The organism is Piscinibacterium candidicorallinum (assembly GCF_047549485.1).
Classification (GTDB): domain Bacteria; phylum Pseudomonadota; class Gammaproteobacteria; order Burkholderiales; family Burkholderiaceae_C; genus Piscinibacterium; species Piscinibacterium candidicorallinum.
This window is the reverse complement of record NZ_CP180191.1, coordinates 1,922,044-1,947,760: the sequence shown is the minus strand read 5'-3', so window position 1 is coordinate 1,947,760 and position 25,717 is coordinate 1,922,044. Positions and strand designations below refer to the sequence as shown.

General features: G+C 65.1%; 24 protein-coding genes. 12 read left to right on the top strand and 12 right to left on the bottom strand.

Annotation, left to right across the window (positions count from 1 at the left end; all coding sequences use genetic code 11):
• Positions 1 to 94 precede the first annotated feature (94 nt).
• The 7 genes from ispF to ACMDW7_RS08760 all read left to right on the top strand — a co-directional run bounded on the left by ispF (position 95) and on the right by ACMDW7_RS08760 (position 7,905).
• Entirely contained in the window at positions 95 to 1,312 is a 1,218-nt protein-coding gene (ispF, locus tag ACMDW7_RS08790) for a 2-C-methyl-D-erythritol 2,4-cyclodiphosphate synthase (RefSeq protein ID WP_377301421.1), read from the top strand.
• A gap of 471 nt (positions 1,313 to 1,783) precedes the next feature.
• Positions 1,784 to 2,626, top strand: coding sequence for a DUF2189 domain-containing protein (locus tag ACMDW7_RS08785; RefSeq protein WP_377301423.1), 843 nt, complete (start codon positions 1,784 to 1,786; stop codon positions 2,624 to 2,626).
• 10 nt (positions 2,627 to 2,636) lie between these two features.
• A complete protein-coding gene (locus tag ACMDW7_RS08780) occupies positions 2,637 to 2,840 on the top strand; it encodes a DUF2788 domain-containing protein (protein ID WP_054126509.1) in 204 nt (67 codons plus the stop codon).
• Positions 2,841 to 3,175: 335 nt separating this feature from the next.
• On the top strand, positions 3,176 to 3,484 hold the full coding sequence (locus ACMDW7_RS08775) for a hypothetical protein (RefSeq protein WP_377301425.1): 309 nt from the start codon (positions 3,176 to 3,178) through the stop codon (positions 3,482 to 3,484).
• Complete coding sequence (locus ACMDW7_RS08770; protein ID WP_377301427.1) at positions 3,478 to 4,983, top strand: aKG-HExxH-type peptide beta-hydroxylase; 1,506 nt, start codon at positions 3,478 to 3,480, stop codon at positions 4,981 to 4,983. The genes ACMDW7_RS08775 and ACMDW7_RS08770 overlap by 7 nt, the downstream gene beginning before the upstream one ends.
• 242 nt (positions 4,984 to 5,225) lie before the next feature.
• Positions 5,226 to 7,238 carry a BTAD domain-containing putative transcriptional regulator gene (locus tag ACMDW7_RS08765; RefSeq protein WP_377301428.1) on the top strand — a complete coding sequence of 671 codons (2,013 nt, stop codon included), beginning with the start codon at positions 5,226 to 5,228 and terminating at the stop codon, positions 7,236 to 7,238.
• A 97-nt stretch (positions 7,239 to 7,335) separates the two neighbouring features.
• Entirely contained in the window at positions 7,336 to 7,905 is a 570-nt protein-coding gene (locus ACMDW7_RS08760) for a hypothetical protein (protein WP_377301430.1), read from the top strand.
• 80 nt (positions 7,906 to 7,985) lie between these two features.
• Here ACMDW7_RS08760 and ACMDW7_RS08755 read toward each other — a convergent pair whose 3' ends face one another.
• On the bottom strand, positions 7,986 to 9,320 hold the full coding sequence (locus tag ACMDW7_RS08755; protein ID WP_414859647.1) for a discoidin domain-containing protein: 1,335 nt from the start codon (positions 9,318 to 9,320) through the stop codon (positions 7,986 to 7,988).
• Between the two features lie 38 nt (positions 9,321 to 9,358).
• Here ACMDW7_RS08755 and ACMDW7_RS08750 point away from each other — a divergent pair, with 38 nt between their 5' ends.
• A complete protein-coding gene (locus tag ACMDW7_RS08750; RefSeq protein WP_377302598.1) occupies positions 9,359 to 9,529 on the top strand; it encodes a hypothetical protein in 171 nt (56 codons plus the stop codon).
• Positions 9,530 to 9,792: 263 nt separating this feature from the next.
• On the opposite strand, the gene ACMDW7_RS08745 is transcribed toward ACMDW7_RS08750, so the two are convergent.
• The 9 genes from ACMDW7_RS08745 to ompR all read right to left on the bottom strand — a co-directional run bounded on the left by ACMDW7_RS08745 (position 9,793) and on the right by ompR (position 19,564).
• On the bottom strand, positions 9,793 to 11,085 hold the full coding sequence (locus ACMDW7_RS08745) for a LuxR C-terminal-related transcriptional regulator (RefSeq protein WP_377301432.1): 1,293 nt from the start codon (positions 11,083 to 11,085) through the stop codon (positions 9,793 to 9,795).
• A 72-nt stretch (positions 11,086 to 11,157) separates the two neighbouring features.
• Positions 11,158 to 13,173 (bottom strand): di-heme oxidoredictase family protein, encoded by a 2,016-nt coding sequence (locus ACMDW7_RS08740; RefSeq protein WP_377301434.1) that lies wholly within the window; start codon positions 13,171 to 13,173, stop codon positions 11,158 to 11,160.
• 436 nt (positions 13,174 to 13,609) lie between these two features.
• On the bottom strand, positions 13,610 to 14,524 hold the full coding sequence (locus ACMDW7_RS08735; RefSeq protein ID WP_377301436.1) for a pirin family protein: 915 nt from the start codon (positions 14,522 to 14,524) through the stop codon (positions 13,610 to 13,612).
• A complete protein-coding gene (locus tag ACMDW7_RS08730) occupies positions 14,521 to 15,153 on the bottom strand; it encodes an NADPH-dependent FMN reductase (RefSeq protein ID WP_377301438.1) in 633 nt (210 codons plus the stop codon). The genes ACMDW7_RS08735 and ACMDW7_RS08730 overlap by 4 nt, the downstream gene beginning before the upstream one ends.
• A 3-nt stretch (positions 15,154 to 15,156) precedes the next feature.
• Positions 15,157 to 15,600: an OsmC family protein gene (locus ACMDW7_RS08725; protein WP_377301440.1), complete on the bottom strand. Its 444-nt coding sequence runs from the start codon at positions 15,598 to 15,600 to the stop codon at positions 15,157 to 15,159.
• A 456-nt stretch (positions 15,601 to 16,056) separates the two neighbouring features.
• Complete coding sequence (locus ACMDW7_RS08720) at positions 16,057 to 16,569, bottom strand: carboxymuconolactone decarboxylase family protein (RefSeq protein ID WP_377301442.1); 513 nt, start codon at positions 16,567 to 16,569, stop codon at positions 16,057 to 16,059.
• 79 nt (positions 16,570 to 16,648) lie between these two features.
• On the bottom strand, positions 16,649 to 17,197 hold the full coding sequence (locus ACMDW7_RS08715) for a peroxiredoxin (protein WP_377301444.1): 549 nt from the start codon (positions 17,195 to 17,197) through the stop codon (positions 16,649 to 16,651).
• A gap of 240 nt (positions 17,198 to 17,437) precedes the next feature.
• Entirely contained in the window at positions 17,438 to 18,781 is a 1,344-nt protein-coding gene (locus tag ACMDW7_RS08710) for an ATP-binding protein (RefSeq protein ID WP_377301446.1), read from the bottom strand.
• 36 nt (positions 18,782 to 18,817) lie between these two features.
• A complete protein-coding gene (gene ompR / locus ACMDW7_RS08705) occupies positions 18,818 to 19,564 on the bottom strand; it encodes a two-component system response regulator OmpR (protein WP_377301448.1) in 747 nt (248 codons plus the stop codon).
• A 315-nt stretch (positions 19,565 to 19,879) separates the two neighbouring features.
• Here ompR and ACMDW7_RS08700 point away from each other — a divergent pair, with 315 nt between their 5' ends.
• The 4 genes from ACMDW7_RS08700 to ACMDW7_RS08685 are packed head-to-tail and all read left to right on the top strand — an operon-like array spanning position 19,880 to position 22,212.
• Entirely contained in the window at positions 19,880 to 20,200 is a 321-nt protein-coding gene (locus ACMDW7_RS08700) for a hypothetical protein (protein ID WP_377301450.1), read from the top strand.
• Between the two features lie 44 nt (positions 20,201 to 20,244).
• Positions 20,245 to 20,949 carry a tRNA (adenosine(37)-N6)-threonylcarbamoyltransferase complex dimerization subunit type 1 TsaB gene (tsaB, locus tag ACMDW7_RS08695; RefSeq protein WP_377301452.1) on the top strand — a complete coding sequence of 235 codons (705 nt, stop codon included), beginning with the start codon at positions 20,245 to 20,247 and terminating at the stop codon, positions 20,947 to 20,949.
• Entirely contained in the window at positions 20,939 to 21,436 is a 498-nt protein-coding gene (gene rimI / locus ACMDW7_RS08690; protein WP_377301454.1) for a ribosomal protein S18-alanine N-acetyltransferase, read from the top strand. The genes tsaB and rimI overlap by 11 nt, the downstream gene beginning before the upstream one ends.
• Positions 21,433 to 22,212: a uracil-DNA glycosylase gene (locus tag ACMDW7_RS08685; RefSeq protein WP_377301456.1), complete on the top strand. Its 780-nt coding sequence runs from the start codon at positions 21,433 to 21,435 to the stop codon at positions 22,210 to 22,212. The genes rimI and ACMDW7_RS08685 overlap by 4 nt, the downstream gene beginning before the upstream one ends.
• Here ACMDW7_RS08685 and ACMDW7_RS08680 read toward each other — a convergent pair whose 3' ends face one another.
• Both ACMDW7_RS08680 and map read right to left on the bottom strand, forming a co-directional pair.
• A complete protein-coding gene (locus ACMDW7_RS08680; RefSeq protein ID WP_377301458.1) occupies positions 22,213 to 24,795 on the bottom strand; it encodes a [protein-PII] uridylyltransferase in 2,583 nt (860 codons plus the stop codon).
• The gene (gene map / locus ACMDW7_RS08675; RefSeq protein ID WP_377301460.1) at positions 24,792 to 25,607 is read right to left on the bottom strand and encodes a type I methionyl aminopeptidase; all 816 of its coding nucleotides are present in this window, start codon (positions 25,605 to 25,607) and stop codon (positions 24,792 to 24,794) included. The genes ACMDW7_RS08680 and map overlap by 4 nt, the downstream gene beginning before the upstream one ends.
• Positions 25,608 to 25,717 lie beyond the last annotated feature (110 nt).

Below are 25,717 nucleotides of genomic sequence, written 5' to 3'. Positions count from 1 at the left end.
TTCAAACCGCTTTCCGCTTGTCCCATGCGCTTTTCCAGCCACTTTGGCCTGGAAACCCGCATGAATGCTCAATCTACGCTTTGAGGTTCGGGGCATGAGCGCCCTGTTCGGCCTGATTCCCGCGGGTGGCACCGGAAGCCGCTTTGGCGGTGAGCTGCCCAAGCAATATGCCGCGCTGGTCGGCGAGACCGTGATGGCGCGTACGGCACGCGCGCTGCTGGCCGACCCGCGCATCATGAGCGTGTTGGTGGCCACGGCGCCGGGGGATGCGCATGTGGCCGACGCTCTTGCACCGCTGCGCGGCGAGCACGGCCGCCGCCTCACCTGGGTGCCCGCTGGCGGCGCCACCCGGGCGCGCACGGTGCGCCAGGGGCTGGATGCGCTGCTGATGGCCGGCGCGCTGGCAGACGACTGGGTGCTGGTGCACGACGCCGCCCGCCCGGGGCTCTCGCCTGACGCGCTGATGAACATGATCGACCGGCTGCAGACTCACCCGGTGGGCGGGCTGATGGCGCTGCCCCTGGCGGATACCCTGAAGCGCAGCCGCTTTGCCACCGACATGGCCAGCGAGGAGGTCGAGGCCACCATCCCGCGCGAGGCCATGTGGGCGGCGCAGACGCCGCAGATGTTCCGGATCGGCCTGCTTGCAGCCGCGCTGGACGCGGCATTCGACGCCGGCATCGAGCCCACCGACGAAGCCCAGGCCATGGAGGCGGCCGGCCACGTGCCGGTGCTGGTGCCTGGCACCCGCGGCAATTTCAAGATCACCGTGCAGGATGACCTGCGCGCCATGGAGCAATTGATGTCGAACTCAAGCCTGCCGCGCGCATTGCCCTCATTCAGGATCGGCGAAGGCTGGGACGTGCACGCCCTGGTGGCTGGCCGCAAGCTGATCATCGGCGGCGTCGAGATCCCTCACAGCACCGGGCTCCTGGGCCACAGCGACGCAGACGTGCTGCTGCACGCCATCACGGACGCGCTGCTGGGTGGCGCCGGCCTGGGCGACATCGGCCGCCACTTTCCGGACACGGACCCCCAGTTCAAGGGCGCTGACAGCAAGGTGCTGCTGGCTGAGGCCTACCGCCGCGTGCAGGCCGCCGGCTGGCAGCTGGTCAACCTGGACGCCACGATCATCGCCCAGCAGCCCAAGCTGGCGCCGCACATCCCCGGCATGGTGGCGGTGATCGCGCAGACCCTGGGTGTGGACGCCAGCCAGATCAACGTCAAGGCCAAGACGAGCGAGAAGCTGGGTTATCTGGGGCGGGAGGAGGGCATCTCGGCGCAGGCCACTGCGCTGCTCGTGGCGCGCTAGCGTTTTGAGTGCGCTCGGCGTGAGATGCACGATCTGAATGCAGGCGGCCGGATCGGCCGAAATCCGCACGCTACCTGCGGAAATTGGCCAAGCGCTGCTTTCAAGAAATCATTGAAAAGTGCGCTCCCTGAGCCTTGTCATTCAATCATCGATTGAAAATAAGCTGCTTCAAGGGCTGGGCATGACATGCACTGCCGACTTTCAGGCTGTGCTTCGTCATAAATCGGCTGAAGAACCGCATCAGGCATGCGGACAGCCTTTCTGCATGAGTGCCAATGAATGCTTCATTTAGGCACCTTGGAAGGCGGCTAAATGAAGCAAATATTGAAAATGAGCCGATCAGCAGCCGGCGTTGGCCGTCTCTGACCTCGCGCAAGTCGATCGTCAGGCGGCAGGGCTATCCTGCGCCGTCCTCTGCACCACGCTTCGAGCCGCACCGGCTCGCCGGCGCTGCCCTCGGCCCACGCCTGCATGCCCAATCACCCCGCTGACGTTCATCCTGCCCGCGCCACCCAGCCCGCCCCGGTGCGGGACGTCCCGTCGCGCCGTCCCATCAAGTGGCTTGCCCTGGGCCTGCGTGATCTGATCGTCTGCCCGCTGCCAGGCATCCTGCATGGGCTGGCGGTCACGGCGTTCGCCGGCGTGCTGCTGGCCTTCGCGCACAACCGCTTCTGGCTGCTGGCCGGCGCGTTTTCGGGCTTTCTGCTGGTGGCGCCGATCGTCGCCACCGGCCTGTATGCCATTAGCCGCAAGCTGGAAGGCGCGCAGGGCAGCCACCCTGACGCCGGGCTGGCCGATGTCTGGGCCGTGTGGCGTGGCGGGCAGCGCAGTCTGGTGGCCTTCGGGCTGCTGTTGGCGCTCGCCGGCACGGGCTGGGTGGTCACGTCTGCCTCGCTCATCACCCTGTTCAGCCCGCAGCCGATCCGTACGCCGGCAGACTTCATCAATGACGTGGTGGCTGCGCCGGACGGCTGGCTGTTCGAGGTCTGGGTGGCGCTGGGCGCATTTCTGGCGGCGCCCATCTTCGCCAGCAGCGTGGTGTCCATCCCGCTGCTGCTGGACCGGCGCATCACGGTCTACGCCGCCGTGCTCACCAGCTGGCGGGCGGTGGCCACCAACCCGGTGATCTCTGCGGTCTGGGCGCTGCTGCTCGCTGGGCTCACGCTGCTGGGCTTTGGGACCCTGCTCATTGGCCTGATCGTGATCGTGCCCATGCTCGGTCACGCCAGCTGGCATGCCTACCGGGATCTGGTGGACGCCGACGCGCTGCCGCCGCGGCTGGGCGTGTCGGCGGGCTCGCGCTCGTTCCGCTAAAGGCCGGGCGATGACAGAAGAGCAAATCGCGCAGATCGGCCTGACCTGGGGCCTGGGCGGATTCATCGCCTACATGGTGTTCATCATCTTCAAGCTGGCCAAGGATTCCAAGGCCGGCAAGTTCGGCACCTTTGTGCTGTTTCTGGGGCTGGGGCTGGGGATAGTCGGCTTTCTGGCCAAGAAGGTGATTCAGTGGATTCTTGGATTGTCTTGATAAATCAATAAATTAGCTCATTTATCTAAAGTACTTTGTCAAGATTTGTCGCTTGCTTTCAGCATGGAACTCCATGCCACCGCGCCGCTGCATCCATATAGATGCGCAGCGCCGCAGCCTTCACGCATCCCCCGGCCGTTCAGCCGAAATTCACCAAATTTCAGATTTGTAGGTCATCTGTAGGGTCCTGCCTTTCATCATGCATCCCAAGGTGCAAGGCGGCAGAGAGCTTGCAGTGGTGACTGATCCCCCACCGCTGTCAGGGAGGAGGCTGCCGTCTTGCACCGCCTTATTCCGAGCACGCGTTCTTGGCGTGCACATCGCTGGAGGGCAGCATGCAAGACACTCAGGACCGTGCCCGGCTGCAGGACGCAGCGCAGGGCTCCGTCGTTCCCGCCGGGCCGGGCAGCTTCAGCGCGCTGATGCGCGACGCATCGCTCAGCTCGCAGTGTGAGCTGATCCAGGCGCCCCCCGCCTATGTGCGCCTGCTGCACACGGCCAGCGGACCAGATGCCGGTGAAGGCGGTGAAGTGAGCCGCTTGGCACAGCGTCATGCAGAACGCCTGCAGGCCCTGGCCGCCCTTGTGTCGCGCCCTGGCATGCGGCCCACCGAAGCGTCGCTGGCAGTGAGTTTCATATGGTGACACGCGTATTCGGCCCCCTGGCGGGCGTGAGTGGGCACCGCGCCAGCCCGGCAGCTGCGTCAGCGGCTGCACGGCGCCCGGCGACTGATCTGAGCTTTCGTGCGTTGGCGCCCGCGCCGGCCCAGCGCCGCGCTCTGCCTGCCACGCTGCCCTTGGCAGTGGCCAACGCGCAGTGGGTGGCATCACCGCCCAATGCCGACGCCGCACTCGATTCCGACGACGACACCCCGGCCAGCTTGCCGGCCAACCGCGCCTGCGCAGATGCCGTGCTCATGAGCAGCCTGCTTCAACCCGAATCCGATTGCACCGCGGAGCTGGTCAAGTCCTCCGCCCTCGCTCGGCTGGATGATCTGCACGCCATCGGCGAGGTGCTTGCCATGGACGGCGCTTATGACCGCTACCTGGCGTCCTGGCAGGAATGCATGCAGCGCCTGTCTGCGCTGTCCGTGGGCGAGCGCGTGCGCCGCGGTGCCTCGCCCTTGTTCCGCCGCTGGGTGCACTCCCTGGGCCGCGCCCTGATTGATGGCGCCGACGCCGCCCGCGTGTCCATGCTGCTGGGCTACGCGCCCAACTACTGCCTGGGCTTCGGCGGCTCGGACGGCCTGAGCCTGCGCGCCCGCGGCCGCATGATCGAGACCTGGGACTGCGCCAGCAGCCTGCAGCTGGCGCCGGACGCCGAATCGCTGGACTGGCGCGTGAAGGACATGCGCGACGAGCGCGTCGTCGTCGCGCCGGACACCCGCGGCAGTGCCCAAGGCGCCGCAGTGGGCCTGCGGGTGCAAAGCGGCGTGCCGCTGCTGCGCGACGTGTCCAACTTCGGCAGCATCGTCATCCGCAATGACCTGCCCAGCCTGCGCGTCTGTCTGGACGAGACCCGCACCGCCGAGCGCGAAGACGCCATCCTGCACGACTGGGTGGACCCGCGCGACCAGGCCTACCCCTCCGGCCAGCGCGAGGCGCTGATCGAGGCCGCACAATGGATGTCGGACGCCTGGCCCGAGATGGTGCAGGAATGGCGCGCCATCCTCTCCGTGGTGGTGCCGCGCATGCCGCCGCGAGGCTGGCAGATGAACGGCTTCACGCTGTCGTCCATGCAGGGCGCTGTGTGGGTCCACCCCGGCCGGCCGCTGCAGGCGCTCGAAGGCCTGTTGCACGAGGCGGCCCACGTCAAGCTGCGCTATGTGGAGGAGTTCTGCCCCATGCTGGCCGCTGCACAGACCGCTGAGCGCTTCCAGGTGAGCTGGCGCACTGACGCCCGGCCGGTTGCCGGTGTGTTCGAGGGCACCTACGTGAGCGCCATGGCCGCCGAAGGTCTGCACCGCGCGGTGGAGGCCGGCGCCGTGCCGCTGCTGTCCCGCCTGTGGGCCCAGCGCCGCGTGGCCGACCTGCGCCGCGGCGTTCGGCAGGCCACCGCGGTGCTTCGCAAGCACGCGCGCTTCACGCCCGAAGGCGCAAACTTCTGCGCGTGGATCGAGAGCCGGATGGAGGCGCTGAGCTAAGGATCGAGCGTGATCGCGCAAGGCCGCTCAGGCGGCCGATCATGACAGCCGCGTTGCACTGTGGGTGCGGCGCTGCAGTCAATTGCGTCGGCGGCCTATAGACTCGCGAACTTCGCGAGTGCGCTAATGGCGATGAACTGGTCGTCTGCGTCAGGGATTTCTACGGGGGAAAAATCGTGTTGGGTGGGGTCTCGCCAGCAGACGCAAAGCCGGACGCAGACGGGCAGCAGCTCGGTGCCCGGTTGGCAGCTCTGCGCGAGGCGATCCGAACCGAAGACCCGGCAGGTGAAGCCATCGCCGAAGCCGCATGGGCCAGTGCAGTGCAGGCCGCTGACGGCGGCGCACCGCGTACTGCCCAACCTGAGGCCGCCTGGGCGATCTGCGGCCTGGCCCTGCTCAGTCGCTGCGAGGAGTTTGCCGACCCGACCGGGTATGAGCGCTGGGTGGAGCGGCGCGACTGGCTGGAGCGCAGCGTGGGCGAAACCGGCTCGCCGGTGATCCACTTCTGGCGGTGTGCCGCAGAACTCGCTTTCCGCTTCGTCACCGGCAAGACCGACGCCGCACAGCTGGACCAGATGGTGGAGGCGCTCAAGCGCGCCGGTACCGTCGATGCAGAAGACTGGATCCGCGCTGCGCGAGTCACACTGGGCCACATGAACCTGCAGCAGGTGCTGGGCGCGGTCGATCATCTGTCCATGCTGGTGGGTTCCTCGCGCCAATATGCGCAATGCCACCCGGCGGAACAATCGAAGTGGCAGTACGTTGCCGGCTACAGCCGCTATTTCGTGCAGGACTTCGAAGGCGCGCGTCGGCTCTGGCAGATTGCCGCCGAGCTCGCTGAGTCGGCGCACTTCGGCTCGCTGGTGGTCATGGCGAAAGTTGCCATGGCGCGGCTGGACATCGAGCACAACCAGATGGTTTCGGCCACTCGGCTGCTGCGCGAAGTGCAGAAGGATCTCGGTACCCGGACCGCGCTGGCGCAGGTCAATGCCTATCACCTCGCGGCGCGGATCGCGCTGCGCAACGATCAGGCGCAGGAGGCGCTGCAGCATCTGCAGGCGGCGCTCGCAGCGATGCAATGGGCCGGCATTCCGCTCGGACGATGGCAGCTGCTGCATGCGGAACTGGCGCAGGCCTATATCGCCCTGGCACGCTATCCAGAGGCACGCGCTGCAGTCGCCGGGCCGGGCGGCGGCTTCACGACGCGATACGGCGAATGTCTCGCTTCGCTCGCCATGGCCATGGAGATGGAGCGTGACGGTGACATGGGCTATGTCGATGCACTGCGCAATGCGGTATCGATCGCGCAGCAGATGAACCTGCGCTCGCTGCTGCGTTCTCTGCCACGCCACACGGCCTGGGTCTGCGCCAGAGCGCTGGAGCACGACATCCAGTCCAGCTTCGTGCAAAGCGTGGTTCTCACGCGCCAGCTCCTGGCGCCGACGGACGCTCCACCCCAGTGGCCCTGGCGGGTGTGGCAGCGGCTCCTCGGTGGCTACGAGCTGCATTGCGATGGCGAAATTCTCGCCAACAGCGGCAAGGCAGCCAGCAAGCCGCAGGAACTGCTGAAGCTGCTGGCCGTGAGTGGCGACAACGGCCTGACGGCCGACACGGCCGCCGACGCGCTCTGGCCAGACGCCGAGAACATTGCGGCAGCCCGCAAGAATCTTGAAGTCACGCTGACCCGGGCCCGCAAGCTGCTGGCCAGTGCCGGCGAAGGCATGCTGCTCATGGCCGATGGCCGCGTGCGCTTTGACGCGCAGTTTTGCGGATCTGATGCGGCGCTGCTGCAGCGCTTGTGTGATCAAGCTGAAGCGATGGCCAACCGTTTCGGCCAGAGCGGCGCCAGTGCCGCGCGCCTCGTCGATCTGGCGCGCCGCATGGCGGGCATCTATCGCGGCGAACTGCTGCCGGGCGAGGCTGATACCCCCTGGCTGCTCGCAGCACGGCAGAGCCTTCGAAACGGTTATTTGCGTGCGAGTCTTGCCGTGGCTGGCGTCTTGATGCGCAATCCGGATGCGGTACTGGGTGGCGCGAGTTCGGCCGAGCATGCTGCTGCGCTGCTGGAGATCGCCATCGAACGCGAGCCGCTGGCCGAGCAAGGCTATCTGACGCTCATGCAGTGCTACATGCAGCTTGGGCGGCAGGCCGAAGCCATGCATACCTATCGGCGTTGCCGGGATGCGCTGAGTATCCGGCTGGGCATCAAGCCCTCTGCGGCCATGGATGCACTCAAGGCGAGGCTGGTGGCCTAGACCCCGCACTTGCACAATCAATCAGCTACGCCGAACCCTGCAAATCGGCCTGGCGCAACGACCCGGCTCACTGGGTCATTCATCAAGGAGGAAACGCATGCAGAAGACAACAACTCAATGGATCACGCGTCTTGGGAGCAAGCTTCTCGCAGCCTGCCTGCTGTCCGCGGCAGCCGTCGGCAGTGCCGCCGCCCAGAGCTACGCCTACGTGAACGTCGTCGGGGGCACGACCAACGGCTGCGCGATGGTGGCAAGCGATGCTGGCGGCGTCGATGTCGGCCTGAACAGCGTTCGGCCGATGCTCGCGTCCACGCCGGGCCGTACCTTCACCCCGCCCAAGCAGATGGAGCGGCCCACCACCGAGCAATACGGCCTGCAGAATCTGTACAGCCAGCTCGACGAAACCAACCTGAAGGCGGTGCGCAGCAGCAAGCTCATCAAGGAGATTGCTGCGATCTATATCGCCCAGCAGCAGAAGAATCCTGAGCTCATCATCGACGTGCTGACCGTTCCGGCGCGCGGCAAGGACGGTCTCAGGAAGTCGCTGCGGGTTTCGGCGGAGCTCGCCGAGCAGCTTCGCGCGGCAGGTGTCAAGAACGTTCGCCTGGACTTCAGCGCCGACTTTCCTGCGCCCAAGCAGACCCGCCCGGCGCCAAAGAGCACCTGATCAATCGGTTCGCGTGAACTAAAAACAGCCCGGCATGCCGGGCTGTTTTGTTCAGCGGGTGCGGTTGCGCGCCAGCAGCATCATCGCCGTTGATACACGCGTACCCAATCCACCTGCATGGTGTGCGGGAACGCGTTTTCAGCCACGGTGGGCAGACCGTTGCTTGTGGTTGCACCGGTGAAGTTCTGCGGATTGGTTCGATAGCCGCGCGGGTACGCGCCGTCGTACGCCAGATTCAGGATCAGGAAGTTGGGCTTGTCGTAGACCCAATAGCCGCGTGCCTCGACTTCAGCCCGAGTGACTGTGCGGAACGTGCGGCCATTGAGCCGGAACTCGACCTGGTCCGGTCCCCATTCCATTTCGTACTCGTTCCAATCGCCCGATCGGTATTCAGGCAGATTGCCCAGCACGACGCCTGTGCTGCTGTCCGTCTTGTTGTACGAACCGCCAATGCTGCCTCCGCCGTAGTAGCCCGGTCCGTGCAGCGCAGAGCTGTACCACCATGAGTAGCCGATGTTCTCCATGACATCGAGTTCACCCGAGTGCGGCCACCCGACGTAGGGGTCGACGACATCCTTTCCGAGGGTCCAGAAGGCGCCCCACACTGCGACGGGTCCGTCCTTCGCGCCCGGACCGGATGAGGGTGGTGTCTGGATCCGGATGCGTGCGGCGACTCGGCCGTAGGTGAATTCATACTTGCCCAGGGTCTTGAGGCGTCCGGATGTGTAAGCCCGGTTCAGATGGTTCTTGCGCAGGGTGATGTTGAGCAAGCCGTTCTGCATGAACACGTTTTCGATGTTGTTGGTGTAGTACTGGCGTTCTCCGTTGCCCCAGCCGCAAAGGCTGGGACAGCCGTCACCGATTTCGTAGTCCCACTTGCCCGTGTCCACCGGCGTCGGTGTCGCCGCGCTGTCGAACTCATCGGACCACACCAGTTGGTACGGACCGTTTCCTGGGGCTGCAGGCCCCGGTATCGGATCAGGCATCGTGCTGCTTCCGCCGGTTCCGTACACCCGGAAGTCATACATGGACACGCCGTACTGGCTGCCGTCGCCGGCGCGCCAACCTCTCTCCGTGGAGTTCATGCGGACATAGCGCCAGGTGCCGCTCGCCGTGATGTTCACCCGATCTGCCAAGGGCGGAAGGGTATTGCCGTTCATGGTCTTGGTGACAACCGTGCTCGCAGGCGTCCAGGTCGTTCGGTCGTTCGACACCTCAATGAGGTAGCGCGACGAGAACGCAGTTTCCCAGTCGATCTCGACGCGCGAAATCTGCGCCGGCGCGCCAAGGTCCACCATGTACCAGGCGTTTGCCGCAATGCCGCTTGCCCAACGCGTGCTGGCACTGTTGTCGATCGCGAACTGCGGGTCCGAAGCCCGGTCCTGCGTCGTCGATGCGTACGCCCGCTTGCCCAGGCTGATCGGGGAGCCAGGCGGCGGTGGAGGAGGTGGCGGTGGAGGAGGAGGTGGTGGTGGCGGCGGTGGTGGAGGCGGTGGTGGAGGCGGTGGAGGAGGAGGTGGAGGAGGAGGTGGAGGGGGAGGCGGCGGCGGTGGTGGCGACGGGCTCTTCACTTCGGGGCCGGAAGGTGAGTCCGACCCGCATGCGGTCAAGCCAGCTCCGGTAGTGATGAATGCGGCGAGCAGAATGACTGCCGTCCGTGTGGTCATTGTTTTGCACGATGGTAGCGACATGGATCCCTCCAAGACTGTTCATGAGCATCGAGTAGCCATTCGCAATGGCGAGCTCGCTCAGAAGGGACGCTATCAACGGCGTCGGGTCGGTCGGATGTGACGTTTGGCATGCCAATGGCGCGTGATTTGCAACGAGCTGTGTCCGAGGGCGGAACGCTGCACCATGGACGCCTCGACGTCGTGGCTGGTCAGTGGTCTACCTGCTGCGGTATTCAAGCAGCGTTGCGTCTGCAAATACCTTGGCGATGAGTTCGGTGCGGTTTCTGACCTGAAGTTTCTGCATGCAGGTCGACAGGTGATTTCTGACCGTGCCTGCACTCAAGGACAGTGCCGAGGCGATTTCCTTGTTCGTTGCGCCTGACATCACTGAACGGATGATCTGCACTTCGCGTGCGGTCAACGGGTCTGGCAAGCCACGATCCTGTGCGGAACCCGGGCTGCGCTGAGCCCCGCCTGCAGGGCCCTTCAGCATGCGGCTGCCCGAACGCCACAGATCCGCCTGGCGAAGCAGGGCGCGCCGCAAGCGCTCGACTTCGACCCGCTGCGCAGCCAGTTCGAACCGAAGCAGGAGCTCACGCGTGCGCGGATCGACGCCAGGCATACCGCGCGGCACGACGACCTCCGCGCGGCTGGAATCTGCCGTGCCCGGTGAACGAACCGCATTAAGGGCCCGCGCATCGGAGAGCACGTCGTGGTACTGCCGCTGCTCGGCATAGACCGCCACGTGCCTCAGCAGTCGGCGTGCGCGCGCAAGCTCGCTTGTGTTGAGGAGGATCTCTCCAAGTACCAGCAGCGCACTGCAGCGTTCGCGCTGGGCTCCGCAGCGCTTGAAGATTCTGATGGCCTCGAGCACTGCGCCCCGCGCCGCCGGCAGCGCGCCGGAGAGCAATGCGGCTTTCGCGCATGCAGTCTGCGCAGCGGCCAGCCATCGAGGATCGAGCTCCCGGCTGCGGACGCGGTGAACAGCAAACTGCGCGAGCCGATGGCTCTGCCTGGCTCGTCCGGCGCGTGCGTGCAGCATGGAGAGATTGACCAGGAAGACGGGTGTCAGATCCAGCACGCCATCAGCGCACCGGAAGGCGGCACGCATGAGCGCAATTGCGTCGTCGTGCTGACCCAGCCGGGAAGCGGCCAGGGAAGCGCAGTTGAAGGCTCGTGACAGCTGGGCGCGGTCGCGCTGGTCAAACAGGGTGCCTACAGCGCGCAGCGCCTCTGCCAGACTGGCCTGATACGACCCAAGATCGGCCAGACAGACCGCGATGCTGATGCGAATGCGTGCCTGCCATCGTTCATCGTTGATGCGGATTGCACGGTCCAGCAGCGCAGTGGCCAGCTCAAAGGCCTCCAGGTGCTGGCCCGCGTAGTACAGCGTCTGGCCCGTGCGGAACGCGGCTTCAAGAGCAGCGGTGCTGTCAGCGTCGGGGACTGCATGCGTCTGGCTGCTTGGGGTCTCTGTCGTGCTGTGGTGCCCAGGTGTATTCGAACTCAAGCCGTCTTCCTCCAGCGGTCCACGCGCGCAGCAAGGCTTTCGCCATGCCGCGCGCGCGCTCCGACAAGACTGTTACAGGGACTTGAGAAACTCAATGAGCTTCTGACGATCGTCAGCACTGAGCCGACGGAAGTTGTCGCGGCTGCGCAGCGCCTCGCCGCCGTGCCACAGAACGGCTTCCTCCACAGTGCGGGCGCGACCGTCATGCAGGTATCGGGTGCTTGGGTTGATGCGCTCGAGCTTGCCCAGACCCCAGAGCGGGCTGGTGCGATACATGGCATTGCCCGACGCGTCGGCCATCTGTGCACCCATGTCATGCAGCAGAAAGTTCGAGTACGGGGCGATGGGCTGGTCTCGCAGCTCGACCAGGCGGTGGAACGACCCGGTTCGCATTGCCGGGGTATGGCAGACAGCGCATTGCGCATTGCGGAAGAGCTGGGCCCCTTCCATCACACGACGCTCCGCGCGCTCCTCGGCCGGGGGATCCACGCGCCCGTTGTCGAACCGGGCCGGCGCAGGGACGCCAAGCAGCGCCACATAGCGCACCATCAGATCCAGCTCGCTCGATGCGAGGCGGCTCGTCGGCTGGGGGTTGCGACATGCACCTTGCGGCGTCAGGCCGCAATCTGGGGCGGGCGCGATGTCCGTGAGCACGCCCATGTCCCGGTTCAGGGCCAACGCAACCTGGTCGCGCAGAGAAGCGGCTTCGGCGCGCCAGCCGAATCGACCCAGACGCCGCACTGTCGGGTCTGCAGCGTCTCGCACGATCGACACTCGGCCACGAATGCCGTCACCATCGCGGTCATCGGGGTCGGCAAGCGCAGCGATGGTGGACTCCGAGATGGCCTCGATCAGTCCCATCCCGACCAGGTGCGGGGCAACACGCACCGATGCGGCGCCCAGACTCTGCAACACATTTCCTGCCGAATCGCGCAGGGTGTAGTTGGGTTGCTGGAGCTCGTAGCGCGTGCCGTCCGGGTAGCTGCCCGGTACTGCCGTGTAGCCGCTGAGCTGCAGGCTGCCCTCGGCATTGCTTGCGGTCTGCAGGTGTGTGCCATACAGCGGATGCGGCACGATGCGTCCATCTGCACTGGGAGCGCTCAGCGCGACGGCAAGATTGGTCAGGCGCGTACCGATGGTGGGCACGCTCTTGCCATTGGCCACATGGCAGCTGGTGCAGCGCGCCTCCGACCGGATGGCCGTTGCGCGGTTCACCTGGTTCGAAAGCACCGGGTTGCCGCCTTCCGAATGCGTGCCGTCCACGAATGAGGTGTGAAACAGCCTTCTGCCTTCGACGAAGGGCTGAATGTTGTAGCCCGCGATATTGGTCGCCGCCTGCATCAACATCCGGGCCGGCTCTGCCGACGTGTCTTCCGACAGAGTCATGGCCCCGCCGTGTCGCGCTGCGGCGGGCAGCGGCACGGAGTCCCAGGCCCGCGGCGCATCCGCTGCCGCGCGGAACCACGGTTGCGCACCCAGCGTCCCCACCTGATAGGCAATGGCATCGGCGTAGTACGCGCCTCGGCCGAGCTCCACGCCATCGCGCGCCAGGAAGATGCCGAGCTCGAACTCGATGACGTCGCCGGCGCGAATCGGCCGCCGATCCATAGGCGAGACCGTAATTTGCTTGACAAAGGCATAGTCGCGCCCGGGAGGGCGCGTCAGCGAGACGGCAAAGTTCTCGCGTGGGGGCTCGGCAAGCCGGTCGTAGTCGAGCAGCGGTGTACGCGTGAGGGTGCCGCCAGGCAGAACTTTCACGCCGCCATTGTCCGCATAGAGCGCAAGGCGCTCCGGATCATCGGGTGTGCTCAGATCTGCGCCGACAAATCCGTGGCGAAAGTTCACGGCATACCACCACCACTGCGGTCGAACCACGATCGTGAGCACGCGATCGCCCGGGCGGGTCGGTGAGGCGTCGTCATAGATCGTGATCTCGTGGGTTCGGCGCTCGAAGTAATTCGGGCCGAACTCGGCGTAGACCCCTGGGGTGCCGTTGGGGCCGGCTTCTCGTGCATGGCGTCCCCGAACCCGCCCACCGATCTGCGTCACCAGAGTTCCGTCGGCCTCCTGATACTGAGCAGCGGGCATCGAGTCTGGCCAGCTGAGCGGTACAAGACCCACCGGTGGAGGTGGCGGAGGAGGCGGTGGTGGGGGTGGGGGAGGAGGAGGCGGCGGAGGCGGAACGGGCGCCGGTCCGCTGCCCATGCCGGGCGGGCTGCCTGTGGCCGGGCTGGCGGGACTCGCGGACGTCTCACCCCCGCCGCAGGCCGCCAGCGTCAGTGACAGGACAAGCGCGAAGGCCGTGAGGGAAGGCACTGCATTGCGTACCGTCGTCGTCTGGATGGTGCTCATCTGCTAACTCCCTAGAGCGGGTTCTTGGACAGGGTGCGGCCGCACTGCGATGGCGGCTTCATGGCCCGGACTCTAGGAATTTGTGCGCTGCGTCACATGTGACAAATGACACCCGGCAGGCGTGCAGCAACGTCTTGTTTCAATGCACATGGACCACCGAAGTGGTCCGCGCCTACTGCCTGTCGGGCGGCAACCGCTTCTCCGGCAACGGGATGAACTCGGTTTCGCCGGGCACCTGGCCCATGCGCTGGGCGGCCCAGTCGTCCGCCGCCTGCAGGATGCGCTCCTTGCGGCTCGAGACGAAGTTCCACCACATGTGGCGGTGGCCATCGAGCGGTGCGCCGCCGATCAGCACGCATTGCGCCGGGCCGCCGGATTGCACGCGAACGGTGGCGCCCGGGGTGAACACGCCGAGGGTGCAGGCGGGCAGGGGCTCGCCGTCGATCAGCAGGTCGGCATCCACGCAGTAGATGGCGCGCTCGGTGTTGGCTGTGTTGGCACTCGGTGCGAGGGTGAGGCTGCCGGCGGCCGGGAAGCGGATGTCCAGGTACAGCGTCGGTGCAAAGGTGTTCACAGGCGAGGTGCAACCGAAGGCGCTGCCGATGAGCACGCGGATCTGCGCGTCATCGAATACCACGCCAGGGATGGCGTGGGCGGGGGTGTGTTCGAAGCTGGGCTCCGCTTCCTCGTATGCCGTGGGCAGCGCGGCCCAGAGCTGGATGCCATGGCTGCGGCGGGTGATCTGGCGCAGATCGTCCGGCGTGCGTTCTGAATGCACCACGCCGCGGCCGGCTGTCATCCAGTTGATGGCGCCAGGCTCGATGCGCTGCACGCTGCCCACGCTGTCACGGTGCATCATCGCGCCTTCAAACAGGTAGGTGACCGTGGCCAGGCCGATGTGCGGGTGGGGCCGCACATCGTGGTTGTCTGCCGGGTGCTGCTCCACCGGGCCGAAGTGATCGAAGAACAGGAAAGGCCCCACGCTCTGCCGCTGGGCGGCGGGCAGCAGGCGGCGCACCAGAAAGCCGCCGCCCAGGTCTTTGCTGTGGCCCTTCAGAGCGAGTGCGGTGCCGGATGCGGCGCTCACGGGTGGCTCCCGAGCTTGAATGTCGCGTGGACCAGTGCCTCGCAGATGCCCACCATGGTCTTGTGCTGGCGCTCGTCAATCAACTTGCCTTCAGCAATGGCCTCATGGGCGCGACCCACGGCCAGCTGCTGCGGCAGCACGATCATGTTCAGGTAACCCAGCACATCGCGCGCGTGGAACAGGGCGCGCATGCCGCCCAGCGGCCCGGGCGAAGTGGCCATGAGCGCGGCCGGCTTGTTGGCGTAGAGCACGCCGCCGCTGCGCGCTGGATCGGCCGGGTTGGGGCGAGAACACCAGTCGAGCGTGTTCTTCAGCAGCGGCGGGATCGAGCCGTTGTACTCGGGCGTCACCACGAGAAAGGCCTCGGCCCGCGCAAACACCTGCTGCAGCGCCACGACGGCTGCGGGCAGGCTGCCCTGGGCCAGCGCGGCAGCCTCTTCGTCACCGCGATACAGGGGCAGGGTGTGGTCATTCAAGTCCAGATGCATCACGTCCGCGCCGGCCGCCTGCAGCGGCGCCACGCAGGCGGCGGCCAGGCGCTTGGAGAGCGCGTCGCGCCGGGCGCTGGCGGCAAACAGGGCAATCCGCGGCGCGCGGGGTGCAGAGGGGTTCGCTGGGCTGAGAGACATGGTTCAGGTGGCAGATGGTGCTGCGGCCGGATCGGTAAGCGTGGTGGTGATTTCGGTGGTGACCTGCGTCATCAGCTTGTGCACCGGGCACTTGTCGGCCACTGAGAGCAGCTCCCGGCGCTGTGCGTCCGTCAGGTCGCCAGTCACCCGCAGTTCGGCCGCCAGGCGATACGTGCCCGCGCGTTCAGCGCTGCCGTCTCGTGTGATGTGGACCTGGATGTCCTCGACGGGGATCCCTTTCTTCCGGGCATACCAGAGCACCGTCAGTGCCTTGCAGGCGCCCAGGGCGCTGTCGTAGAGGTCGTGCGGGTCCGGGCCGGTGTCGCCACCGCCATCGGCGACGGCAATGTCGGTGGGCAGGATGTGGTCTCGCACATGAACGATGTGGCGCATGCCGGCGGTGCGGTCACGCAGAACCTGAACGGTGGGCGAGGTCTCGTTGCTCATGGCGGGGCTCCGGCATGGCCGCTGCGCGCGCGGTGGCGCAGGCGGCGGCAGTTCGTTGTTGGGCGGGTTGGGCCGTTTTACCCGAGGCGCATCACCTGGGTGCGATGACGCAGCAGCCGCCACGCGCAAAGCCCGCGTCGGAGAGGGGATCCGGGCGGCAAGACAAAGGCAGATGCCCCGGCGCGAGACCAGGGCAGCATGCCAAAGAAAGACGCCCCGGCACGAGACCGGGGCGTCGGGACAGGAGCCGCAGGAGGAGATGCAGGCGCCAAGTGTGCTATTCGTATGGCCGATAATGTTGTTTTATGAAATCGGCAATATGCCGCTTTCCGCTTTATGGGTGCGGAAAGTGGCTTGCTATCTGTTCAATGAATTGACGTCCGAAAACAATCAAAGCAAGTATTCATGGGCTTCTTCAGACCATCCCGCTCGAAGAAGTGCCCAGCCAGCGCGCAATCAGCGGGCGTTCAGCACCTGCGCGGCGGCGTTCACCACTGCAGCGATGCGGCCGATGTCGCGCAGCTGCTGGGCGGTCAGGCCCTCAGTCTTGAGCAGGTCGTAGTGGCTCTTCACGCAGAAATGGCACTTGCCCACGATGCTGGCAGCCAGGGCGTAGCTCTCGAACTTGGCCTTGGTCACGCCGCCGTGGCTGGCGTAGGCGGTCATGCGCAGCTCGGCGCGCTGGGTCTTGAGGTCAGCGTCGTCGGCCATTTCCACGTACGGATACCAGACGTTGTTCATGCCCATCAGCGAAGCAGCCGTCAGGGCGGCGTTGCGCTCGGCCTCGGGCGTGGCAGCGGCAAAGGCGTCGATCAGCGTCTTGCTCTTGGCTGCAAAGGCGGCGGCCAGCGCCACGGCCGTGGCGTCTTCGGCGGCCAGGCTGGAGCGGCCGACCACGGAATCCAGGTTCAGGCGGATGTCCTTGGCGAAGTCAGGAATCTGATCCTTGATCGATTGGAGGAATTCCATTGCAATTTCCTATTGATTGGGTCCGAAAAATGCCCGGGAGCTTGCGCTGCCGGGCATTGCTTGCACGCTGCCGCCCGGATTACAGGGTGGCACCGCCTGCAGCGCGGTTGCAGGGGCAGAGTTCGTCGGTCTGCAGGCCGTCGAGGATGCGCAGGATTTCCTCGGGGCTGCGGCCCACGTTCAGGTTGTTCACGCTGACGTGCTGGACGGTGTTGTCGGGATCGACGATGAAGGTGGCGCGCAGGGCCACGCCGGCGGCCTTGTCACGCACGCCCAGTTGGTCCACCAGGCTGCCGGTCACGTCGGCAAACATGTAGTGGTTCAGCTTGGACAGGTCCTTGTGCTCGCGGCGCCAGCCGAGCTTGCAGAACTCGTTGTCCGTTGAGCCGGCCAGCAGCACGGCGTCACGGTCGGCGAAATCCTTCTGCAGCTTGGCGAAGCCGACGATCTCGGTCGGGCACACGAAGGTGAAGTCCTTCGGGTAGAAGTAGATGACCTTCCACTTGCCCGAGAAGGACTTCTCGGTGATCTCTTCGAACGCGCTCTGGCCGTTCTCTTCGTGGTTGTTGAAGCCGGGCTTCACGCCCACGACGCTGAATGCTTCGACCTTGTCGCCAATCGTCTTCATGGAATTGCTCCGAAAGTGTTGATTTGAAGGAGGGGAAATGCTTCGGTACCGCTGCTCGCTGCAGCCTGCGCCACGGCTTGAAAGTCGGGGCCGGGCCGTCGACTTCAAGCAAAAGCCGCGCTTGTCGACGCGGCTTTGGATCCTTCTGCAGCGGTGCTTGTGCACCACAAGGCGAATCTTACGCTATGGAAAATCGTGTGATCATTGGATTTTGCTACTGCAACAATAGCTGCTTAAAAATCAGGCAGCTGGCAGCAGCAGAGTGGCCGTAAAGCCTTCGCCCTTGCGGCTTTGCAGCAGCAGGCGCCCGCCTTGCTGCTGTGCAATACGGTCCACGATCGCGAGGCCCAGACCCGCGCCGCTGGCGTTGGTGCGCGCGGCATCGCCGCGCTCGAAGGGCCGGGTCAGGCGATCCAGATCCTCCGGGTCCACGCCGGGGCCGTGGTCGCGCACCGCAAGCCGCACCCAGCGCTTCTGGCCAGGCTTGAGCGCCTTGCCCGATTTGTCGGGCTCCAGGCTCAAGAGAATCTCCACATTGGCCGCGCCTTCCTTGGGGCGGCCGTAGCGCAGGGCGTTCTCGATGAGGTTGGTCAGCGCGCGTTCGATGGCGTTCAGGTCACCCCGCACGGCGGCTTCGGCATGGGTGGGCCGCGCCACCACCTTGCCGCGTGGATCGTTGGCGTAGCGGTCGCCCAGCTTTAGCACCAGCGGCGCGAGCACTGTGTCCTGCTCGGTGCTCACGGTGGGGCGTGCGATGTCGATGAACTGGCCGACGATCGAGTCCATCTGCGCCAGATCGGTCTCGAAGCCTGAGCGCGCGTTCGCGTCCAGCCCGGCCAGCTCAAGCTCCAGGCGCATGCGGGTGATGGGTGTGCGCAGGTCGTGCGAGATGCCGGCCAGCATGAGCTTGCGCTCTTCCTCGACCTTGGACAGCGCCGAAACCATGTCATTGAAGCTGCGGTTCACCAGCGCAATCTCGCTGGGCCCGTCCACCGGCAGCGGCCGGGGCGTCTTGCCCACGGCCACCTTCTCGGCGGACCGGGCAAGCTGGCGCAGCGGGCGGGTGACGAAGCTGGTGATCAGCACCGCACCGACGATGGCGAGCAGCAGGGCGCCCACACCCCAGAACAGCCAGGCGATGCCGGGGTTGCGCTCAAGCCGTTCACGTTCCAACCGCAGCCAGTATTGGTCCGTCTCGATCGTGAAGCTGATCCACACACCGGGCAGGCCATTCACCGTGCGCGCAAAGGTGGTCTGCGTGCCCAGGGAGCGTGTGACGTACTCGATGAAGCGCTGGGAGAGCAGATCGCCGCTGGGTGCCTCGATCTTGTCGGTGGGCTCGACCAGATAGACCTGCACGCGCTCGTTTTCCTGCAACTCGGCCAGAAAGGCCTGGCGGCCGATTGGGTCTGCATAGACCAGCGCAAAGCGCGTGAGGTTGACGATGGCCACGACTTGCTGCGCCAGCTGCCGAGCCCGCGGTTCCAGGTCGAGCGTGCGAAAGCTCTGGCCGACCACGAGCAGGCTGGCTGCCAGCAGGGCCAGCAGCAGCAGCAGGGTGCGGGCGAAGAAGGACAGTCGCATTCGGCGCGGCTGATCTTTCGTCGGCTCAGGTCGGGTTCAGGGCGTGGGAATGAAGACGTAGCCAACACCCCAGACGGTCTGGATGTAGGCAGGCTTCGAGGGATCGGTCTCGATCAGCTTGCGCAGGCGCGAGATCTGTACGTCCAGGCTACGGTCAAAGGCCTGCAGCTCGCGGCCGCGCGCCATTTCCATGAGCTTCTCGCGCGACAGGGCCACGCGGGGGTGGCGCGCAAATACCTTGAGCACGGCGAACTCGCCGCTGGTGATCTCGATGGCCTCGCCGTCCTTGGTCAGAGTGCGGCGCGCGAGATCCAGCTTGAACGGGCCAAACTCCACCGTTTCGTCGGCCTGCGAGGGTGCACCGGGAATCTCGGGCTCGGGCGCGCGGCGCAGCACTGCAGCAATGCGTGCCATGAGTTCGCGCGGATTGAAGGGCTTGCCGAGATAGTCGTCTGCGCCAAGCTCCAGGCCAATGATGCGGTCCACGTCCTCCCCCTTGGCCGTGAGCATCACCACTGGGGTTTCGTCGCCGGACGAACGGATGCGCTTCAGAATCGAGAGGCCATCCTCGCCGGGCATCATCAAATCGAGGACGTAGAGGTCGAAGCGCTCGCGCTGCGTCAGGCGAGTCATGCGGTTGCCGTCCTCGGCGACCATCACATCGAAGCCCTGTTCGCCCAGATAGCGGCGCAGCAGCTCGCGCAGCCGCACGTCGTCGTCCACCACCAGGATGCGCTTGGGTCGGGTCACGGAGCATCTCCCACTGTTGTCTTGTGGCTGCATTCGCCAGCCAAAACCGGATGCTAGCGAACGCCGCGTTTAGCAGTGAACGAGCGTTCACCACAGGGGAAACAGCGCGTTACAAAACCTGCAAGAAAGGCGGACGACGAGGGTCATATGCTGTCCAGCACGGTGAGTTACCGGATGGCGTGCAGTGGCTATCGAGCTCGGCCGAGGGAATTCCCTCTCCCAGATTCAACGGGTGTTGGGCATTTCGCGTCGGACGCATGCGCTGTAATTCGCGCCGCAGAAACGGTGCGAGGCTTTGCAGGACTGGACAAGGGCGAAATTGTGAAACCGGCTGTGATTCTCTGTGTAGTGACACTGGCGCTCGTCGAGTTGCCGGCGTTCGCACGCGAGCGCGCGCCGGAGCTTCTGGCGCAGGGGCCTGTGCCGCAGGCGCCCAAGCCCTCCCAGCCCGCCAATGCTCGCGGCAACGGCGCGGAGTCCGTGCCCAAGAAGCCTGATCAGCCAGCGGGGGTACCGCCAGCCGCTGCGGAGCCTCGTGCGCCGGCCGCGACCGGGTCTGCCATCGGGCCGCGGCGGCTCAGCGCCGAAGAGCGCGCCCAGCTGCGAGAGCAGATCCGCGACATGCGCCGCCGCTACGGGACCGATCACCCGAGCCAGTCGGGCAGCTGATCCGTGCGGCCGCGCCGCGCACGGCGCTCACTACACTTGCGAGCATGAATGTGCTCGCCATCGCTTCCAGCACGGAGACGCTCTCCGTGGCCGTTTCGGTCAATGGGCAGGTGTATGCACGCGCAGCCGATCAGAAGCGCAGGCATTCAGCCGTCTTGCTTGATCTGGTTGGTGAGGTGCTTGCAACTAGCGGCCTGAAAGCGGCGGATTTATCCGGTTTGGCCGTCGACAACGGTCCAGGTGCTTTCACAGGCGTGCGTACGGCCATCGCTGCGGTGCAGGGCCTCGCGCTGGCGTGGTCACTGCCGGTCGTGCCGGTAAGCGCTTTTGCAGCAATGCGGTCTAGCGCGCCACCCGAATGGGAAGCAGGCGCCGAAGGCAAGGTTCTCTGCGTGCTCGATGCGCGTATGGGTGAGGCCTATCACGCGGTGATCGATGCGCGGAGCCAGTCCTTGAGCGAGCCGGCAGTCGGGCCACCGGAGAGCCTGCGCGGCCATGAGTCCGAAGAGCTGATTGGCGCAGTTTCGAATTTGACCGGGCCCTTGCTCGAGTTCGCGCGTCGAAGCCTGCCGAACGTCTTGCGCTGGCACCATGCCGAGCCGTCTGCGGCAGGCGTGCTGCGCGCCCTGGCGGCAGATCCGCAGCGGCTTGCACGCAGCGTAGAGGCTCACGAGCTCACACCGAGCTATGTGCGCAATCAGGTCGCACTGACCATTGCGCAACGTCAGGGGCTTGGGCATGCAGCCTGATGACTGTGCCGCTATTGCCGCAGTCGAGCGTTTGTCGCTTGTGCAGATGTCGATGGCGGCGCTGGATGATGTGGTTCGGATCGAGAACCACACCTACCCCTTTCCCTGGAGCCGGCAGAACTTCATCGACTCGATGGCCGCGGGTTACACCTGCACGCTCTTGAGATGCGATGAGCTGCTTGCGGGCTACGTGGTGCTCATGAACGCAGTTGATGACTTGCACATACTGAACATCACCGTGGAGTCGAGTCAGCGCGGGCGCGGGCTCTCAAAGCGACTGTTGAGTCATGCCGAAGGCATCGCCCGCCAGGCCGGATGCACGGCGCTGCTGCTGGAAGTACGCCCGAGCAACGCGCATGCCCGCAGCGTATATGAGCATCTGGGTTTTGTTCGGATCGGTATTCGGCGCGATTACTACCCTGCAGAGCGCGGACGGGAAGACGCGGTGGTCATGCGCAAAGCGCTGGACCGGGAGCAGGGCACATGAATTCACGCCAAGCACAGATTCTTGAGGCGCTTGAGATCCCGATATGGCAGTTGCGCCCGACGCAGGCCGACGTGAGCGCCGAGTCGGCAACCGAGGAGGCGGGTCAGCGTACACAACAGGCCGAGTTCAATCCCGGGGCAGCGGCTGAAGCACACCCGCCCGAGAACGCGCAGACAGCTAACGGCGCTTCGCCTGAAGCAGTCGACCTCGCACAGCTCGATTGGGATGCGCTGCAGTCTGCGGTCTCTGCATGCACGCGCTGCGCCTTGTGTAAGTCGCGCCGGCAGACGGTGTTCGCGGCGGGCCGTCCGGGCGCACGCTGGATGGTGATCGGCGAGGCGCCAGGTGCCGAAGAGGACCAGCAAGGCGAACCCTTTGTTGGTCAGGCGGGCAAGCTGCTGGACAACATGCTGCGTTCAGTCGGCGCAAGCCGAGAGCGCAATGTGCTGATTGCCAATGTTCTGAAGTGCCGCCCACCTGGAAACCGCAATCCAGAACCGGCGGAGGTCGCGGCATGCGCGCCGTATCTGATGCGACAGATCGAGTTGGCCCAGCCGGAGTTTCTGCTGTTGCTGGGCAAGTTCGCCGCGTCCAGTTTGTTGCGTGCGGAAGGCAGCATTGCGTCTCTGCGCGGGCGCACTCACCGCGTGGACGTTGGAGGCCGCAGCATCCCTGCAGTCGTGTCGTACCACCCGGCGTACCTGCTTCGCCAACCCGAGGAAAAGGCTAAGGCCTGGGCCGATCTGAAGCTCGCCGTGCGCACGATGCAGCCCTGATCAGGACGCGAGCGCCTCGAGCAGGGCCTTCTCGAGCTGAATCTGCTGCTTTGGGTCTGACATGATCGGTCCATCGATCAAGAACGTATCTTCGACACGTTCGCCGAGCGTCGCGATCTTGGCCATGCGCACATTGGCTCGGTACTGCGAGAGCAGGTAGGTCACTGTGTAGAGCAGGCCATTGCGATCGGCTGCGGTCAGGGACAGGGTGCCGACCAAGCCCTTTTCATCTGGCCGCAGGTCGACAATTGGCGGGATCGGAAACACACGTGACTTTCTCGACAGTCGACCCAGCACCGGCGGGGCTAGCGGGGGCCGCTGTGCAAGCCGCGCTGAAAGTTCGTGCTCGAGTAGGGAGATGATGTCCCGGTAGTGTTCCGCTCGCGTCTCATCATGCACGACGAAGGTGTCCAAGGCGTGGCCGGAGCGGGTTGTGTGCACCCGCGCGTCGAGAATGCTGAAACCGGCTTCGTTGAAGAAGCCACAGGTACGGGCAAACAGGTCGGGCTGGTCAGGCACGTAGACCATGACCTGCAGGCCCACGCCCCCCGGTGCGATTCGAGCGCGTACCACGCCGTCTGGATGATCCTCCTTGCCCAGCAGCATGCGCGTCATCCACGCGATGTCTGCAGGCCCGTTGCGCACGAAGAAGGCGACATCGAGCCGCTTCCACAGGCTGTCCTCGGCGCCCTCGGGCAGCGTGTGCAAGCGCAGCAGGCGTTGTGCCTCCGCACGTCGAGCAGCCAGCTCGGTCTGGGTGTCGATCCGCTTACCGCCGAGTTGACGCAGACTCGCACGATAGAGGTCCTCCAGCAGCTTGCCTTTCCAACTGTTCCACACCTTGGGACTGGTGCCGCGAATGTCGGCGACGGTGAGGAGGTAGAGCGCTGTAAGCCGGCGTTCGTCCTTCACGAGCCGTGTGAACTCTCCTACCACCTGAGGGTCGGTGATGTCCATCTTCTGCGCAGTCTTGCTCATCGTCAGATGATGCTCGACGAGAAACACAACCAGCCGCGTGTCCTCGCGCGACAGGCCGTGATCCCGACAGAATCGGCGCGCATCTGCCATGCCAAGCACGGAGTGATCGCCCCCACGTCCCTTGGCAATGTCATGGAAGAGGGCCGCGATGTAGAGCAGCCAGGGTCGCTCGAACGAGGCAATCAACTGGCTGCAGAACGGGTACTCATGTGCATGCTCCGGGATTGCAAACCGGCGCACGTTGCGCAGCACGGTGAGAATGTGCTGGTCCACCGTGTAGATGTGGAACAGGTCGTGCTGCATCTGGCCCACGATCCGGCGAAACACGGGCAAGTAGCGTCCGAGAACACCGGTCGCATTAAGGCGGCGAAAGACGTGCGTCACGCCGTCCTCGAGACGCAGGAGTGCCATGAAGCGAGCGCGATTCTCAGGGTCACGCCTGAATCTGGCGTCGATGAGCTTTCGTGAGGACTCGAGGGCGGACAAGAGGCCTGCAGAGAAGTCCTTGGCCTCCGGGTGGCGCGCCAGCTCATGGAAGACGTCCAGGATCGCGGCCGGTCGGCGCTTGAACACTTCGGGGTCGGCCAGATCGAGCAGCCCATCACGTATAAGGAACTCGTTGCTGATCACGACGGGCTGCGCCGGGGGCGCTGCGATGATGCGGAGCTCAAGGTTCTGCAAGGCAACCTTGCTGAGCTGCGTGACGGCGCGCGCGGCCCAGTAGTACGCCTGCATGAGGAACTCGCTTACGCGGCGATGGCTATCCGTCTTGAAACCGAAGTACAGCGCCAGTTGCGTCTGCAGATCGAATACAAGTCGATCTTCGCGTCGGTGAGCGATGTCATGCAGTGCGAGCCGGACCCGCTTGAGGAAACGCTCATTGCGCTGCAGGCGACCCGCTTCCTGGCTGGTGATCACCCCGGCGCGTGCCAGATCCGAGAATGAGTCGCCAAGACCCGCAGCCCTAGAGATCCAGAGAATCACCTGAAGGTCTCGAAGACCACCGGGCCCCTCTTTGACGTTGGGCTCGAGCGCGTAGGGCGTATCTTCAAACTTCAGGTGCCGCTGCCGCATTTCAAGCAACTTGGCACGCATGAACCCAATGCGGTCAAGATCCTTGCGCACCGCGGCGTTCATGCGCAGGCAGAGGGCTGCGTTGCCCGCCAGCCGACGGGACTCCAGCAAGGAGGTCTGGACTGAAATGTCGGCTCGAGCTTCAGCTAGGCACTCTTCGATCGTCCGCACGGAGTGGCCGATCTCCATGCCCATGTCCCAAAGCGCGCCGACAAATCGCTCGACCGCTTCGGCTGTCTTTGCATCCGCGTCCCGGGGCAGCAGGACGAGAAGATCGATGTCCGAGTGCGGGAAGAGCTCAGCCCGCCCGTACCCGCCTACCGCAATCAGGGCAAGTGCCTTCGGCATGTCCAAATCCGCCCAAAGCGAGCGGATCATGTCGTCGGCCAGGCGTGCCGTCGCGGTCAGGATCGGCTGCGGGTTGCCGGTGGGCTTGCGACCAGCGAGCAATGCCCGCTTTCCGGCGTTCCACGCCTCGCGCCGATTCGCGGTGCGCCCGGGGGAGTGCTCCGCAGCCACGGCCACACTCAAGCCGCAAGGCGGCTGCTGATGAAGGCCGGGGGCGCAGGCGAGCCGACCGACTGGGTGAGTATCTCGTAGCCGGTCTCAGTCACGAGCACGGTGTGCTCCCACTGCGCCGATAGCGAATGATCCTTGGTCACGATGGTCCAGCCATCCGGCAGTTCTTTCACTTCACGACGGCCTGCGTTGATCATCGGTTCGATCGTGAAGATCATGCCGGAGCGGATCACTTCGCCAGTGCCGGGGCGCCCGTAGTGGAGAATCTGCGGGTCTTCGTGAAACTTCTGCCCGACACCATGTCCGCAGAACTCCCGGACGATGGAGTAACCGTGCTTCTCCGCGTGGGTCTGGATCGCGAATCCGATGTCGCCCAAGCGGTTGCCTGGCCGAACCTGAGCAATACCCATCCACATGCAGTCATAGGTGACCTCACACAGCCGACGCGCGGCGACCGACGCGTTTCCGACGATGAACATGCGACTGTTGTCACCGTGGTATCCGTCCTTGATCACGGTGATGTCAATGTTGATGATGTCGCCGTTCTTGAGCACCTTGTCGCCAGGTATTCCGTGGCACACAACATGATTGACAGAAGTGCAAATCGAACCAGTAAACGCCGGGTAGCCCGGTGGCTGATAGCCAAGAGTCGCTGGCACCGTGCCCTGAACATTCACCATGAAGTCGTGGCACAGCCGATCCAGTTCCTTCGTGCTCATCCCAGCCTGAACGTGGGGCGCCACGAAGTCCAGCGCCTCCGATGCGAGCCGGCCGGCGACACGCATCTTCTCGATCTGCTCAGGGGTTTTGATCACAATGGCCATGGGAGGGCGCGCACCTAAATTGGCGGTAAGTCTTTGAATTTGTTATAGTAGTGGATTGCCGCGCGTGCTTTCTCAAGTCAAAACTCTCACAGCGCGTGTTCTGTTCCTGC

What these genes read in the sequence shown, in the direction of transcription:
- ispF (WP_377301421.1), top strand. Translation starts at nt 95, where the DNA reads ATGAGCGCCCTGTTCGGCCTGATTCCCGCGGGTGGCACCGGAAGCCGC.
- ACMDW7_RS08785 (WP_377301423.1), top strand. Translation starts at nt 1,784, where the DNA reads ATGCCCAATCACCCCGCTGACGTTCATCCTGCCCGCGCCACCCAGCCC.
- ACMDW7_RS08780 (WP_054126509.1), top strand. Translation starts at nt 2,637, where the DNA reads ATGACAGAAGAGCAAATCGCGCAGATCGGCCTGACCTGGGGCCTGGGC.
- ACMDW7_RS08775 (WP_377301425.1), top strand. Translation starts at nt 3,176, where the DNA reads ATGCAAGACACTCAGGACCGTGCCCGGCTGCAGGACGCAGCGCAGGGC.
- ACMDW7_RS08770 (WP_377301427.1), top strand. Translation starts at nt 3,478, where the DNA reads ATGGTGACACGCGTATTCGGCCCCCTGGCGGGCGTGAGTGGGCACCGC.
- ACMDW7_RS08760 (WP_377301430.1), top strand. Translation starts at nt 7,336, where the DNA reads ATGCAGAAGACAACAACTCAATGGATCACGCGTCTTGGGAGCAAGCTT.
- ACMDW7_RS08740 (WP_377301434.1), bottom strand. Translation starts at nt 13,173, where the DNA reads ATGCCCGCTGCTCAGTATCAGGAGGCCGACGGAACTCTGGTGACGCAG.
- ACMDW7_RS08730 (WP_377301438.1), bottom strand. Translation starts at nt 15,153, where the DNA reads ATGTCTCTCAGCCCAGCGAACCCCTCTGCACCCCGCGCGCCGCGGATT.
- ACMDW7_RS08725 (WP_377301440.1), bottom strand. Translation starts at nt 15,600, where the DNA reads ATGAGCAACGAGACCTCGCCCACCGTTCAGGTTCTGCGTGACCGCACC.
- ACMDW7_RS08720 (WP_377301442.1), bottom strand. Translation starts at nt 16,569, where the DNA reads ATGGAATTCCTCCAATCGATCAAGGATCAGATTCCTGACTTCGCCAAG.
- ACMDW7_RS08715 (WP_377301444.1), bottom strand. Translation starts at nt 17,197, where the DNA reads ATGAAGACGATTGGCGACAAGGTCGAAGCATTCAGCGTCGTGGGCGTG.
- ACMDW7_RS08710 (WP_377301446.1), bottom strand. Translation starts at nt 18,781, where the DNA reads ATGCGACTGTCCTTCTTCGCCCGCACCCTGCTGCTGCTGCTGGCCCTG.
- ompR (WP_377301448.1), bottom strand. Translation starts at nt 19,564, where the DNA reads ATGCAGCCACAAGACAACAGTGGGAGATGCTCCGTGACCCGACCCAAG.
- tsaB (WP_377301452.1), top strand. Translation starts at nt 20,245, where the DNA reads ATGAATGTGCTCGCCATCGCTTCCAGCACGGAGACGCTCTCCGTGGCC.
- rimI (WP_377301454.1), top strand. Translation starts at nt 20,939, where the DNA reads ATGCAGCCTGATGACTGTGCCGCTATTGCCGCAGTCGAGCGTTTGTCG.
- ACMDW7_RS08685 (WP_377301456.1), top strand. Translation starts at nt 21,433, where the DNA reads ATGAATTCACGCCAAGCACAGATTCTTGAGGCGCTTGAGATCCCGATA.
- map (WP_377301460.1), bottom strand. Translation starts at nt 25,607, where the DNA reads ATGGCCATTGTGATCAAAACCCCTGAGCAGATCGAGAAGATGCGTGTC.